This window comes from Streptomyces sp. DSM 116795, from assembly GCF_055792905.1.
The window spans coordinates 2,757,687-2,771,347 of the sequence record NZ_CM147707.1; the positions used below are offsets into that span (position 1 = coordinate 2,757,687).

12 protein-coding genes and 1 pseudogene are annotated in these 13,661 nt (G+C 72.9%); 1 reads left to right on the forward strand and 12 read right to left on the reverse strand.

Going from position 1 to position 13,661, the window contains the following annotated elements; genetic code table 11:
* Nucleotides 1-90 precede the first annotated feature (90 nt).
* The 8 genes and pseudogenes from ACSMXX_RS11670 to ACSMXX_RS11705 form a co-directional block, all read right to left on the reverse strand.
* On the reverse strand, nt 91-330 hold the full coding sequence (locus ACSMXX_RS11670; protein WP_473183968.1) for a hypothetical protein: 240 nt from the start codon (nt 328-330) through the stop codon (nt 91-93).
* A 152-nt stretch (nt 331-482) separates the two neighbouring features.
* On the reverse strand, nt 483-1,088 hold the full coding sequence (tsaE, locus tag ACSMXX_RS11675; protein WP_473183969.1) for a tRNA (adenosine(37)-N6)-threonylcarbamoyltransferase complex ATPase subunit type 1 TsaE: 606 nt from the start codon (nt 1,086-1,088) through the stop codon (nt 483-485).
* A 149-nt stretch (nt 1,089-1,237) separates the two neighbouring features.
* Nucleotides 1,238-2,779, reverse strand: a complete 1,542-nt coding sequence (locus tag ACSMXX_RS11680; protein WP_473183970.1) for an alpha/beta fold hydrolase — start codon at nt 2,777-2,779, stop codon at nt 1,238-1,240.
* A 4-nt stretch (nt 2,780-2,783) separates the two neighbouring features.
* A complete protein-coding gene (gene alr / locus ACSMXX_RS11685) occupies nt 2,784-3,977 on the reverse strand; it encodes an alanine racemase (protein WP_473183971.1) in 1,194 nt (397 codons plus the stop codon).
* A 338-nt stretch (nt 3,978-4,315) separates the two neighbouring features.
* The gene (locus ACSMXX_RS11690; protein WP_473183972.1) at nt 4,316-5,836 is read right to left on the reverse strand and encodes an NAD(P)H-hydrate dehydratase; all 1,521 of its coding nucleotides are present in this window, start codon (nt 5,834-5,836) and stop codon (nt 4,316-4,318) included.
* 84 nt (nt 5,837-5,920) lie between these two features.
* Nucleotides 5,921-6,289, reverse strand: coding sequence for a holo-ACP synthase (locus ACSMXX_RS11695; protein WP_473183973.1), 369 nt, complete (start codon nt 6,287-6,289; stop codon nt 5,921-5,923).
* 53 nt (nt 6,290-6,342) lie between these two features.
* Nucleotides 6,343-7,059, reverse strand: a pseudogene (locus ACSMXX_RS11700) (glutamine--fructose-6-phosphate aminotransferase); the annotation flags it as partial.
* Nucleotides 7,060-7,171: 112 nt separating this feature from the next.
* Nucleotides 7,172-7,393, reverse strand: a complete 222-nt coding sequence (locus ACSMXX_RS11705) for a hypothetical protein (RefSeq protein ID WP_070008982.1) — start codon at nt 7,391-7,393, stop codon at nt 7,172-7,174.
* A 217-nt stretch (nt 7,394-7,610) separates the two neighbouring features.
* On the opposite strand from ACSMXX_RS11705, the gene coaA reads away from it, so the two are divergent.
* Nucleotides 7,611-8,624 (forward strand): type I pantothenate kinase, encoded by a 1,014-nt coding sequence (gene coaA / locus ACSMXX_RS11710; protein ID WP_473183974.1) that lies wholly within the window; start codon nt 7,611-7,613, stop codon nt 8,622-8,624.
* Between the two features lie 122 nt (nt 8,625-8,746).
* On the opposite strand, the gene glmM is transcribed toward coaA, so the two are convergent.
* The 4 genes from glmM to ACSMXX_RS11730 all read right to left on the reverse strand — a co-directional run bounded on the left by glmM (nt 8,747) and on the right by ACSMXX_RS11730 (nt 13,639).
* Nucleotides 8,747-10,105, reverse strand: coding sequence for a phosphoglucosamine mutase (gene glmM, locus ACSMXX_RS11715; protein WP_473183975.1), 1,359 nt, complete (start codon nt 10,103-10,105; stop codon nt 8,747-8,749).
* A gap of 467 nt (nt 10,106-10,572) precedes the next feature.
* Nucleotides 10,573-11,076, reverse strand: a complete 504-nt coding sequence (gene rpsI, locus ACSMXX_RS11720) for a 30S ribosomal protein S9 (protein WP_070008943.1) — start codon at nt 11,074-11,076, stop codon at nt 10,573-10,575.
* 42 nt (nt 11,077-11,118) lie between these two features.
* A complete protein-coding gene (gene rplM, locus ACSMXX_RS11725; protein ID WP_473183976.1) occupies nt 11,119-11,562 on the reverse strand; it encodes a 50S ribosomal protein L13 in 444 nt (147 codons plus the stop codon).
* Nucleotides 11,563-11,992: 430 nt separating this feature from the next.
* Nucleotides 11,993-13,639 (reverse strand): ABC-F family ATP-binding cassette domain-containing protein, encoded by a 1,647-nt coding sequence (locus ACSMXX_RS11730; RefSeq protein WP_473183977.1) that lies wholly within the window; start codon nt 13,637-13,639, stop codon nt 11,993-11,995.
* Nucleotides 13,640-13,661 lie beyond the last annotated feature (22 nt).

The window sequence follows — 13,661 nt, forward strand, 5'->3', positions numbered from 1 at the left end:
GCACAGCTCCGGGGCACAGCTTCGAGGCACAGCTCCGGCGTACCGGGCGCTGAGGCGGTTCGGGCCGTACAGACGATCGGGGTGCTTGCCTCAGGCGGCGTCCTGGCCCGGGTGAGCTCCCGCCGGCCCAGTCATGGTGGCCGGCCCGGCGTCGTCGTCGCCGGGCTTCGCGCACTCGCCCTCCGGCGCAGACCCCTCCACGTCCGAAGGCGGCGTCGAGACCGCGTCCGCGGCAGCGCACGAGGCCAGCAGGGCACGCATCGAAACGCCTGTCTCCCCGGGAGCCGACGGCAGCGCGCCGGGCTTCCGCGCTCGGTCTTCGGCGGGCATGGGATCCTCCCGTGGCTCCTGGGCGGGCGGGTCAAGTGAGGCAGACCTAACCCGCGCTCCCGACCATCTGACCACGCCCGCCGCCGCCCGTGCAACATCTTGCCGACAACCTGTCGGGACGTACGGGCCGTGCGGACTGCCCGCCGGGGAGGTCACCCGAGGACGGACAGATCCACCCCGCGCCACCGCTCGCCGACGCCGGTCACCGTCAGGGTCCGCTCGTCGTCCGCACCGCCGCCGCCCTCGGTACCCACACCGCCTTCGCCGCCTTCGCCGCCTTCGTCCGTGCGTACGTGCGCGCCCCCGTCCGTGGGTGCACCGGTCTCGCGCTCGATCACCACGTGGAGCCGGTCCTCCGAGAGCTCCTCGACCCTGCCCTCGCCCCACTCCACGATCACCACCGACTCCGGCAGCGACACGTCCAGATCGAGGTCGTCCATCTCCTCCAGCCCGCGCCCGCCCAGCCGGTACGCGTCGACGTGCACCAGCGGCGGCCCGTCGCCGAGCGGCGGATGCACGCGTGCGATGACGAAGGTCGGCGAGGTGACGGAGCCGCGCACGCCGAGCCCCGCGCCGATGCCACGGGCGAGTGTGGTCTTGCCCGCGCCCAGCTCGCCTGTGAGCAGTACGAGATCACCGGGGCCGAGAAGCCCGGCGATGCGCTGCCCCACCTCCCGCATCCGTTCGGGGGTCGGGACGAGCGCGGTGCGCCGGACGGCGATCGGCTCGGCCGCCGCCGGGGACTGTGGTGCTTCCATGCGTCCGGATGGTACGCGCGAGAGGCGGGGCGCTGCGTCGCTCCCCCGTGGGACTCCCGGGCTCTGGGACTGCACGACCGGCGCGGCCGGCTCGGGGCGGGGCGGGGCGGGGCGGGGCGGGGCGGGGCGGCGTACGCCGGGGCGCGCGCTCAGGCGTCCGTGACGGCGCGGGTGATCAGCTGTGCCAGGGCTTCGTTGACCTCGTGCGGGCGCTCCAGCATCGACAGATGACCGGTCTTCTCCAGAATCAGCAGCCGGGCGGAGGGCAGCGCGGCGGCGATGGCTTCGCTGTGTGCGTACGGCGTGAGCAGATCCCGGTCCCCGGCGAGCACCAGCGCGGGACGACCGTCGAACGCCGTGAGCGCCGCCGTCTTCTCATGCGCCTCGAACGCCGGGTAGAACTCCGCGACCACGTCGATCGGCACCGACTCGATCAGCCGCTCCGCGAAGCGCGCGACCCCCGGGTCGACATTCCGTACGTCGCCGAAGGAGTAGCGCTTGACCAGCCCGGCGAAGAGGTCCGCGGTCGCCCGGCGGCCCCGTTCGATCAGCGCGCTCTGCGCGACCATCGCCTTGAGCACTCCGGGCACCACCCGGCGTACGGCCTTCACGCCCAACGACGGGAGCGGCAGCCCGTACGTCACCTCGCCGAGGCCGCCCGCGCTGGTGTCGACGAGGGCGACGCCGGTGACGCGCTCGGCGACGAAGTCCGGGTACTGATCGGCGAGCGCCATCACCGTCATGCCGCCCATGGAATGGCCCACGAGCACGATGGGGCCCTCCGGAACCGCCTCGTCGAGCACGGCCTTGAGGTCGCGGCCGAGCCGGTCGATCGTCACGGGCTCGCCGACGGGGGCGCGGCCGGAGCGTCCGTGGCTGCGCTGGTCCCAGTAGACGGTGCGTACGGCGCCGCGCAGGGCGGCCCGCTGGAAGTGCCAGACGTCCTGGTTGAGGCAGTAGCCGTGGGTGAAGACGACGGTGGGCGGCGGGGGGCCGGCCTTCGGCTGCGGCTTCTCACCGGACCGTTGTACGGGGCGGCGTCTGAGCAGCCGCATCAGGCGGTTGCGGTGCGGCGAGGGCTGAGCCGCCGGCTGCGCGTGTCCGCCGCGCGCCCCGGGGCCACGGCGGGCACCTTCGCGTGCACCGCCTTCACCGTCCCCGGCACCGGCGGCTCCGACGTCGCCGGCGTCGATGCGCACGGGCTCCACGGTCGGGCCGCCGACACCGTCACCGGCCGCCGCGGCGGCAGCGGTACGGGCGGCTGTGGCGCGGCCGTCGCGGGCGGGACCGGAACCGGCCCCGGAACCGGTACCGGCAGCGGTGCCCGCGGCGGTACCGGCGGCACCGTCAGGGGCGCCGTCCTCGTACGCCTCGGGCTCGTCCGTCTCGAAGTACAGCTCCGTGCCGTCCTCCGCGTACGCGGTGCCGACGGTGCCGCGCAGCGAGCCGTACGGCCCCGCGGCGTCCAGAGCGAGGCGGGCCTTGCGACGTACGCCGCGATTGACCGTGAGCCGCTCCACGGCGACGCCGGCCGCCACCAGTCCCAGCGCCGCCCCGGCCAGCCCGGCGCGGCGGCCCCACGGGCCGTCGCCGAGGGCACCGCCGCCACTACCGCCGTGACCGCCGGAGACCGCCTCTGCGATCCCGGCCGCGGTGTCCGCGAGCGCTTCGGTCTCCACCCCGGCTGTCATCCGCTCAATCCCCCGTATTCGCGCGTTCGTTCGTATGGATCCGTGATACCCGGGCGCTGATACGCGTAACGATCTCGTACGAGATGGTCCCCGCCGCGCGCGCCCAGTCCTCCGCGGTCGGCTCGCCGCGGTCGCCGGGCCCGAAGAGCACGACCTCGTCTCCCGCGGTGGCCGCGTCGCCGCCGAGGTCGACCACGAACTGGTCCATGGCCACGCGCCCCGCCACCGTCCGCCACTTGCCGGCGGCCAGCACCGGCGCCGTACCGGAGGCGTGCCGCGGCACACCGTCCGCGTAGCCCAGCGGCACAAGGCCGAGGGTGGTGGTGCCCGCGGTGCGGTAGTCGTGCCCGTAGCTGACCCCGTGCCCCGCCGGGACCTGCTTGACCAGCGCGAGCGAGGCGCTCAGGGTCATCGCCGGGCGCAGTCCCAGCTCGGCCGCGACCCCGACCTCGGGGGACGGCGAGAGCCCGTAGACGGAGACCCCCGGCCGTACGAGGTCGAAATGGGACTCGGGAAGGGTCAGCGTCGCGGCCGAGTTGGCGTGGTGCCGCACCTCCGGGTCGAGGCCGGCCCGCTCAGCGGTCCTCAGCGCGTCCCGGAAGGCGTCGAGCTGCGCGGCGTTGGCCGGGTGACCTGGCTCGTCGGCGCAGGCGAAGTGCGACCAGACGCCCGTGACGCGGACCGCTCCCTCGGCCTCGGCGGCGCGTGCGGCGGCGACGAGGTCCGGCCAGTCGGCGGGCTGGCAGCCGCTGCGGCCCAGGCCGGTGTCGGCCTTGAGGTGTACGCGTGCGGTGCGGCCGCTCCTGCGGGCCGCCGCGACGATCTCCTCCAGCGCCCACAGCGCGCTCGCCGAGACGTCGATGTCTGCCTCGATCGCCTCCTGCCAGGGCCCGCCCGGGGTCCACAGCCAGCTCATCAGCCGTCCGGTGTCACCGGCGGCGCGCAGCGCCAGCGCCTCCTGAGGCGTGGCGGTCCCCAGCCAGGACGCGCCCGCCGCGCGGGCGGCACGGGCGCAGGGCACGGCACCGTGCCCGTATCCACCGGACTTCACCACGGCCATCAGCTCGGCGCGGGGCGCGCTGGCCCGCAGCGCGCGGACGTTGGCGCGTACGGCGGCGAGGTCGATCTCGGCACGGGCGCGGAGGGCCTCGGTGCCGGGTGGCGCCGGGAGAGCGGTGGGGCTGGAGAGGTCGTTCACGGTCTCAGTGTCTCAGGCACCCCGGTACGGCCTTTCTCCGTGCCGTCCCGGCAGCATCCGGGCTCGCGGGACGCGCACGGGAAAACCGCTTGCGGCCCCCGGGAAATGGCAGGAGCTTGCCCGGCCGGACCTGGGCAGTCGCGCCCGAAGCCGTCGGCAGCGATGACGCCGTCGCCTGCACCGCGCGTACATCGACGAAGTCATCAGCCGCTACGGCCGACCCGGCGATACTCCCCCGGCTATCGCTGGGCGGTGGCCGGGGCCGACCACTTCTTCGAGAAGCGCCTCCGCTGACTCCGTCCGCCGGCCTGGGCCGGGGGGCCTGCGGCGGAACCGCGTCACGCCTGCGCCGGGCCCCCGCCTGGCCCCGTCCCGATGCCCGGGTCCGTGCCCGTACTCGCTGCATCGTCCCGCAGCAGGTCACGCCAGGCCGCGGTCAGCGCCTCCGCCACATCGGACGCACCCGCGGGCCGCGGCGCGAGGCGGCCCGCCATTCCGTGCACATACGCGCCCACGGACGCCGCCTCCAGCGCCTCCAGTCCGCCTGCCAGCAGCGAACCGATCAGCCCCGAGAGCACATCCCCGGTCCCGGCGGTGGCCAGCCAGCCGCTGCCCGTCGGGTTGACGCGCACGCCGCCTGGTCCCGCCACGAGAGTCGTCGAGCCCTTCAGCAGCACCGTCGCGCCAGTGCGCTGCGCGAGTTCCCGTACGGCGGCGAGGCGGCGCGCCTCGACCTCGCCGCGCTCCCAGCCGAGCAGTGCGGCGGCCTCTCCTGCGTGCGGGGTCAGCACCGTGGGTGCCGTACGGGCCCGCAGCGCCTGCTCGTCCGCGAGACGCAGTCCGTCGGCGTCGATGAGCACCGGCACCGGGGCGGCCAGTACGTCCTCCAGCCGGTCCCGGTCCTCGCCCAGACCCGAGCCGACCGACCAGGCCTGCACCCGGCCGGCCTTGCTCGGCGGACCTGTGGACACCAGGGCCTCGGGGTGACGGGCGATCACCGCGTCCGCCGCGGGGCCCACGTAACGCACGGCTCCGGCGCCGCCCCGCAGCGCACCCGAGACGGTGAGCACGGCCGCCCCGGGGTAGCGCGCCGACCCGGCGACGACGCCGACCACACCACGCCTGTACTTGTCGCTCTCCGCACCCGGGCGGGGCAGCAGCGCGTTCACATCGGCGTGCTGGAGCGCCTCCGCCGCAGGACCGCCGCCCAGGAACGGCCCCAGCCCGATGTCGACCAGGCGCAGCGCCCCGGCGTACTCCCGCGCCGGATCCAGCAGCAGCCCCGGCTTGTACGCGCCGAACGTCACCGTCGCGTCCGCCCGTACCGCCACGCCCGGTACCTCGCCGGTGTCCGCGTCGACGCCGCTGGGCAGATCCACGCTCACGACCGGCGCGCGTACCCGCTCCACCAGCTCCGCCAGCTCCACGGCCGCCGGCCGCAGCCCGCCCTTGCCGCCGATCCCCACGATGCCGTCCACGACGAGGTCCGCGCGCGCGACGACCGGCTCTACGGGGACGGGCGCGCCCTCCACGACCGCCCCGGGCGCCGCCTGCACCCGGCCGCCCGCGGCACGCAGCGCTGCGAGCCCGCCCTCGTGGACCCGCTCGGGCGACAGCAGTACGGCGGTGACGCCTGCCCCGCGCCGGGCGAGGCGGGCGCCCGCGAAGAGAGCGTCGCCGCCGTTGTCGCCGCTGCCGACGAGGAGCACGACGCGGCTGCCGTACGTCCGTCCGAGAAGCCCCGAGCACGCGGCCGCCAGGCCGGCCGCCGCGCGCTGCATCAGCACACCGGGGGGCAGGCGCTCCATCAGTTCGCGCTCGGCGGCCCGTACGGTCTCCACGCTGTACGCAGTCCTCATGCCACCAGTCTGACGGCGCACCAGCAGGGCCGACCACACGAACGTGACGAGGGCTCACCCCCGGCGGACTCACGGCCCGGGGCCCTACCCCTCCGCGATCACCACGGCGGATGCGATGCCCGCGTCGTGCGACAGCGAGAGATGCCACCCCCGTACCCCCAGCGCCCCGGCGCGCGCCGCCACCGTGCCCCGTACCGTCAGCGACGGCTGTCCCGAGTCGGCCTGTACGACTTCCGCGTCCGTCCAGCTCAGACCCCCTGGCGCCCCGAGCGCCTTGGCCAGCGCCTCCTTCGCGGCGAAGCGGGCGGCCAGGGAGGCCACACCCCGCCGCTCGCCGCTGGGCAGCCACAGCTCGGCGTCGACGAAGAGCCGTCCGGCCAGCGTGGGGGTGCGCTCCAGCGCCTGCTTGAACCGGTCGACCTCGGCGACGTCGATGCCGACCCCCACGATCACCTGGAACCCCCGACGACCTCGTCCTCGCCCCGCCCGCTGCGGGGGCCGGGCCGCACCTCGTACGGGTGCGGATCCACCGGCACCCCGTCCAGGTCCGTGATCCACGCGCCCTCCGGACGCACCGTCACCACTCGGTCGTCGCCGACCGCGGCGGCCTCGCGGGTGTGCGGCGCGAAGGCCGCGGCGTCCGATGCCAGGAACGTCTCGCCGTCACCGGTTCCCACGGTGAGCGGCAGACCGCGGCACCCGCCCACGATCACGTCCGGCTCGTCGGCGTGCACCGCCACCAGCGCGAAGCTGCCGGTGAGCTGCCGGCAGACCTGACGCATCGCCTCGGCCGGGTCGCCGCAGGACGAGTAGTGCCCGGCGAGCAGATGCGCGGCCGCCTCGGTGTCCGTCTCCGACACCAACTCATGCCCGCGGGCGGCCAGTTCGTCCCGGAGCCGCCTGCGGTCCGCGATGTCCCCGTTCTGTACGACCGCCACGCGGCCCGAACCGTCCAGGTGCGGGTGTGCGTTGAGATCCGTGGGCGGCCCGTGCGTGGCTCGGCGGACGTGCCCGATCCCGGTCGTCGCGGCGGGGAGCGGACGCAGCCTCAGCTCCCGCCGCAGGTCGTCGAGCGTCCCCGCCTTCTTCGCCGCGGCCAGTCCGCCGTCGACGAGCAGGGCGAGCCCCGCGGAGTCGTAGTCCGGGTGCTCGAGCAGGGGCAGTCCGCCGAGCAGGACACCGAGGGCGGAACGCCCTCCCGCGTACGCAACGATTCCGCACATGCGAGCACCCTAGAACGTGTCCCCGGCCGGGCGCCGACGTGCGCCGGGCGCGGGGCACCGGGCACCGGGCACGGGCACGGGCACCGGCGCAGCCGAGCGCGCCGGCGTGCGTTCAGCGGCCGCGGGCCATGCGCTCTATGGCGTCCTCGACCAGTTCCAGATATTCGGCTTCCTCGCAGCGCGGCTTGCTGCCCAGGACATACATGTCGAGGCTCTCGGAGAGATCCTCGGCGAGGTCCTCATCAGGCAGATCGTCCAGCGCCAGATCGCTCTGTATGCGGGCGGCGAAGTCCCGGTCCGGCGGTGACACGAGCAGGGCGGGTCGTCTTCGCATGCGGTATTTGCGGCTCATACGGCCGATGCGGAGGGACATGACGCGAAACGTAGCGGCAAACCCCACCGGTCGTACACCGTCTGCACATCCCATTTTCACGCAGGGTTCGTATGTGTCTCCCCCGTCCCTTCGGCCATCCCTCCGCCAACCCTCGGCGGTCCCGTTCCGGCTCCTCCCCGGCGGCTCCCGGCCACCGGCCGCGGCGCAGAATGGTCACGTGCCGGCCAAGCCTTACGTCGAACTCTCACGCGCCGAATGGAGCGCGCTGCGCGAGCGCACGCCGCTGCCCCTGACCGCCGCCGAGGTCGAGGAGCTGCGCGGCCTCGGCGACGTCGTCGACCTCGACGAGGTGCGCGAGGTCTTCCTGCCGCTCTCCCGGCTGCTCAACCTCTACGTCGCCGCGACGCAAGGCCTGCGTGACGCGGTGAACACGTTCCTCAGCGACTGGGGGCACCGCCCGGGGGCGGAGTCGGGAGGAGACGAAGGGAACGGCGGACAGCACGGCACGCCCTTCGTGATCGGCGGACAGCACGGCACGCCCTTCGTGATCGGCGTCGCCGGCAGTGTCGCGGTCGGCAAGTCCACGGTCTCCCGGCTGCTGCGGGCGCTCCTCGCCCGCTGGCCGGAGCACCCCCGGGTCGAACTCGTCACCACCGACGGCTTCCTGCTCCCCACGGCAGAGCTGCAGGAGCGCGGGCTGATGTCGCGCAAGGGCTTCCCCGAGTCGTACGACCGCCGTGCGCTCACGAGGTTCGTCGCCGACGTCAAGTCCGGCAGGCCGGAGGTGACCGCGCCCGTCTACTCGCACCTCATCTACGACCGGGTCCCCGGGGAGCGGCTGACGGTGCAGCGCCCCGACATTCTGATCGTCGAAGGACTGAACGTGCTGCAGCCCGCGCTGCCCGGCAAGGACGGCCGCACCCGGCTCGCCCTCGCCGACTACTTCGACTTCTCCGTCTACGTCGACGCCCGTACGAGCGACATCGAGGCGTGGTATCTGAACCGCTTCCGCGCGCTGCGCGAGACCGCGTTCCAGAACCCGCGCTCCTACTTCCACCGCTACACGCAGGTGACTGAGGAAGAGGCGCTCGATTACGCGCGCCGCACGTGGCACACCATCAACGAGCCCAATCTGCGGCAGAACATCGCGCCCACACGCGGGCGCGCGACGCTGCAGTTGCACAAGGGGGCGGACCACAAGGTCGAGCGGCTCTCGCTGCGCAAACTGTGAGAGCCGGGCCGGGCCGGGCGGTCTGGCCGGGCCGGTCTGGCTCTGGCCCTCCGGCCCTCCGGCCGGCAGACCCTGGCCGTCGCCCGGCCCCGGCCCCTGCCCTCTGGCCGCAGCGCCCTGCCTCAGCCGAGCGAGCTCTTCACGACGTCGGCCAGCCGGCCCGCCACGGACTCGGCCTGCTCGCTGTCCGCGGCCTCCACCATGACCCGCACCAGCGGCTCGGTGCCGGACGAGCGGAGCAGGACCCTGCCCGTACCGCCCAGCTCCCGTTCCGCGTCGTTGACGGCCGCGGCGAGCTCCCCGGAGGTCTCCACCCGGCTCCTGTCCACGTCCCGCACGTTGATCAGCACCTGCGGCAGCCGCTCCATGACGCTCGCCAGCTCCGCGAGCGGCTTGCCGGTCGCGGCCACGCGTGCTGCGAGCATCAGGCCCGTCAGCGTGCCGTCGCCGGTGGTGGCGTGATCGAGCACGATCACATGCCCGGACTGCTCGCCGCCCAGTGCGTACCCGCCGCGCTTCATCTCCTCCAGTACGTAGCGGTCGCCGACCGCGGTCTGGAGCACCTCGATCCCCTCACGGCCCATGGCCAGCCTGAAGCCGAGGTTGGACATGACCGTGGCCACCACGGTGTCCTTGCGCAGGCGGTCCGCGTCCCGCATGGCGACCGCCAGCACCGCGAGGATCTGGTCGCCGTCGACCACCTCGCCCTGTGCGTCGACGGCCAGGCAGCGGTCCGCGTCGCCGTCGTGCGCGACGCCGAGGTCCGCGCCGTGCTCCACGACCGCCGCGCAGAGACCGTCCAGGTGGGTCGAGCCGCAGCCGTCATTGATGTTGAGGCCGTCCGGGTCCGCGCCGATGGTGACGACCTCGGCGCCGGCGCGTGCGAACGCCTCCGGGGAGACCCGTGAGGCGGCTCCGTTGGCGCCGTCGATGACGACCTTCAGCCCGTCGAGCCGGTTCGGCAGTACGCCGACGAGATGGGCGACGTAGTTGTCGAAGCCCTCGTCGTAGTCGCGGACGCGGCCGACCGCGGCGCCCGTCGGGCGGGCCCACGGCTGGCCCGTGCCGTGCTCGTGATAGAGCGCCTCGATACGGTCCTCCAGCTCGTCGGCGAGCTTGTGGCCGCCCTGCGCGAAGAACTTGATGCCGTTGTCGGGCATGGGGTTGTGGCTGGCGGAGAGCATCACGCCGAGGTCCGCGCCGAGGGACCCGGTCAGGTAGGCGACGGCCGGGGTCGGCAGTACGCCCACACGCAGCACATCGACACCGGCGCCCGCCAGACCGGCGACGACGGCGGACTCCAGGAACTCCCCGGACGCTCGTGGGTCCCGCCCGACCACGGCCACCGGCCGGTGTCCCTCGAACGAGCCCACTTCAGCGAGCACATGTGCCGCGGAGACCGACAGGCCGAGCGCCAGCTCGGCGGTCAGCCCCTCGTTGGCGACACCGCGCACACCGTCCGTTCCGAAGAGTCGTCCCACTGGTGGTTCCTCCGAGTCCGAGTCGAGTCCGAGTACCGGGCCGAGGGGGTGATCCCGACCGGATACGAGCTGTATACGAGCCGCATATGAGGCGCATGGGAGCCGCGTACGAGGCAGACACGAACCGGTCGCGACCCGGTCCGTACGGGAGGTCCGAACCCGTCGCCGGGCCCGTACCCGTCCGTGCAAGGTATCCGCCGCAGCCCCGTCTGCCGCGCTCCCCGTGCCCGGCACGCTCACACGCCGCCCGCACTCAGCAAAAGTGCCCGTCGCGACACGTTGTATACCGAATGCGCTCGAGTGGCATGCCCGGCGGCCGACGCCGGTCGGCCGCTCCCCCGGCGGCCGGGCCCACTGCTTCGGCACCTTCCGCCGGCAACCTCATAGACGAACGCCCCGGGGGCACGGTTTCGTACCCCCGGGGCGGTTCGTATCGCTGCTCCGGGCAGCGCAGCCAGGACGGCGCGTCAGCGCTTGCTGTACTGCGTGCCCTTACGTGCCTTCTTCAGACCGGCCTTCTTGCGCTCGACGGCGCGAGCGTCACGCGTGAGGAAGCCGGCCTTCTTCAGCGGGCCGCGGTTGTTGTCCGCGTCCGCCTCGTTCAGCGCACGGGCCACGCCGAGGCGAAGGGCTCCGGCCTGACCCGAGATGCCGCCGCCGTTGATACGGGCGACGATGTCGTAGCGGTCGTCCAGCTCGAGCACCTTGAAGGGCTCGTTGACTTCCTGCTGGTGCACCTTGTTGGGGAAGTAACCCTCAAGAGTGCGACCGTTGATCTTCCACTTGCCGCTGCCCGGGACGATACGGACACGGGCGACGGCGTTCTTGCGGCGCCCCGTGCCGGCGGCCGGCTGCGGGTCGCCGAAGCGGGACGCGAGCGACTCGGAGGTGAACTCCTCCGGCGCCTCGGGGGTCTCGGTCGTGTACTCCTCGACGCCCTCGACGGGGGTCTCAGCAGTGGTCTCGGCCACGGTTCTCCTCAACTTCTCTCTGTATCGGGTAGGTGGCCGGACTTACTGCGCGACCTGGCTGATCTCGAACGGCACGGGCTTCTGGGCGCCGTGCGGGTGCTGGTCGCCCGCGTACACCTTCAGCTTCGAGAGCATCTGGCGGCCCAGGGTGTTCTTGGGGAGCATGCCCTTGACGGCCTTCTCCACGGCCTTCGCGGGGTTCTTCTCCAGCAGCTCGTCATAGCGGACCGACCGCAGACCACCCGGGTAGCCGGAGTGGCGGTAGGCCATCTTCTGAGTCCGCTTGTTACCGGACAGGTGCACCTTGTCGGCGTTGATGATGACGACGAAGTCACCGGTGTCGACATGAGGCGCGTACACCGGCTTGTGCTTGCCCCGGAGAAGGGTGGCGGCCTGCGTGGCCAGACGGCCCAGGACAACGTCCTGCGCGTCGATGACATGCCACTGGCGCTGGACATCGCCGGGCTTGGGGCTGTACGTACGCACTGTCGTAGCCTTCGCTTCTTCTAGGTGGGGTCTCCCCAGGCCCGCTAAGGACTGGGGGACGTCTCCCTTGAGCCCCGGAGGGCCACGGGAAAGGTCCTGACAAGGCCACCTGGCAGATCACGTCAGCCTTGACCGCACTACGGTGACGCGGGCCGCGTGTGCTGATCGCTGGTCATCGGCCGGTGGGCCGGGGTGCAAGGCCCTCCCACGTGAGAATGAGCAAGCCAATACACACAACGAACCGGCAGCTTACCGGGGCGCACCCGTACGGGTCAAAACGGCCCGGCCCGCTCTGTGACAGGGCTCAAGTCCCTTTCCGCGGACGCTCCTCGAAGACCCCCGGGGCTCGAAGGCCCTCGCTCCTCCAAGCCCCCCGTGCGGCCACGCCGACACCACGTCGGCACCCCGTCGGCACCACGCCGACCACCGCTCAGCGCCGCCGCGCCACCCGCCCCTCCTGCCACACCGGCTCCGGCGTCTCCCGTACGGCACCGTCCGCGCCGAACACCAGGAAGCGGTCGAAGGAACGCGCGAACCACCGGTCGTGCGTCACCGCCAGCACGGTGCCCTCGTAGGCCTCCAGCCCCTCCTGCAACGCCTCCGCCGACTCCAGGTCCAGGTTGTCCGTCGGCTCGTCCAGCAGCAGTGCGGTCGTGCCCGCCAGCTCCAGCAGCAGGATCTGGAAGCGGGCCTGCTGTCCTCCGGAGAGGCGGTCGAAGGGCTGCTCGGCCTGGCCCGTCATCTCGTATCTGCGCAGTGCGGACATCGCCGCGCCCCTGTCCTTGGCGTGCTCCTTCCACAGCAGGTCCAGCAGCGTGCGTCCCGCCAGCTCGGGACGGTTGTGTGTCTGCGCGAAGTACCCGGGCACGACACGTGCGCCGAGCTTCCAGCTGCCTGTGTGCGCCACCGATTCCCCGTCCGGGCCGCCGGCCAGCAGCCGCAGGAAGTGCGATTTCCCGGAGCCGTTCGAGCCGAGCACCGCCACCCTCTCCCCGTAGAAGACCTCCAGGCTGAACGGCTTCATCAGCCCCGTCAGCTCCAGCTCCTCGCAGGTCACGGCGCGCACTCCCGTACGGCCGCCGCGCAGCCGCATCGCGATCCGTTGCTCGCGCGGCGGTTCCGGGGGCGGACCGGCCTCCTCGAACTTGCGCAGCCGTGTCTTCGCCGCCTGGTAGCGAGAGGCCATCTCGTCGCTGCGCGCGGCGTACCGCTGCATGTCCTGCACCAGCTTCTTCAGCTGCGCACGCTTCTCGTCCCAGCGGCGGCGCAGTTCCTCGAAGCGCGCGAACCGCTCCCGCCGCGCCTCGTGGTAGCGGTCGAACCCGCCGCCGTGCACCCACACGTCACTCCCGGCCGGGCTCGGCTCGACGCTCACGATCTTGTCGGCCGCGCGCGCCAGCAGTTCGCGGTCGTGAGAGATGAACAGCACCGTCTTACGGGTGTCGTTGAGACGTTCCTCCAGCCAGCGTTTGCCCGGGACGTCGAGATAGTTGTCCGGCTCGTCCAGCAGCAGCACCTCGTCGTTGCCGCGGAGCAGCGACTCCAGCACGAGCCGCTTCTGCTCACCCCCGGAGAGCGTGCTCAGCGTGCGCCACTGGGCCTTCTCGTACGGGATGCCGAGTGCGGCCGTTGTGCACTTGTCCCACAGGGTCTCGGCCTCGTACCCCTGTACCTCGGCCCAGTCGGCGAGCGCCTGCGCATACCTCAGCTGAACGGCCTCGTCGTCGGAAGGCGCCTCCATGACCGCCAGCTCGGCGGCGTCGACCGCCTCCGCTGTCTCACGGATGGCGTGCGGCGCGACGGACACCAGCAGGTCCCGTACAGTCCGCTCATCGTCGCTGTCGGTGCTGACGCCGATGAACTGCGGCATCACGCCCAGCCCTCCGCTGACCGTCACCGTGCCGCTGTCCGGGCGCAGTTCACCCGAGGCGAGCCGCAACAGCGTCGTCTTCCCCGCCCCGTTCGGGCCGACGAGCGCAACCGAGGCCTCGTCCCCCACCCGGAACGAGACGTCCGAGAGCAGAGGCCTCCCGTCCGGAAGGAAGTACTCGACGTGCGCCGCCTCAAGATGTCCCATGGGCGGATTCTCGCGGTGGCGT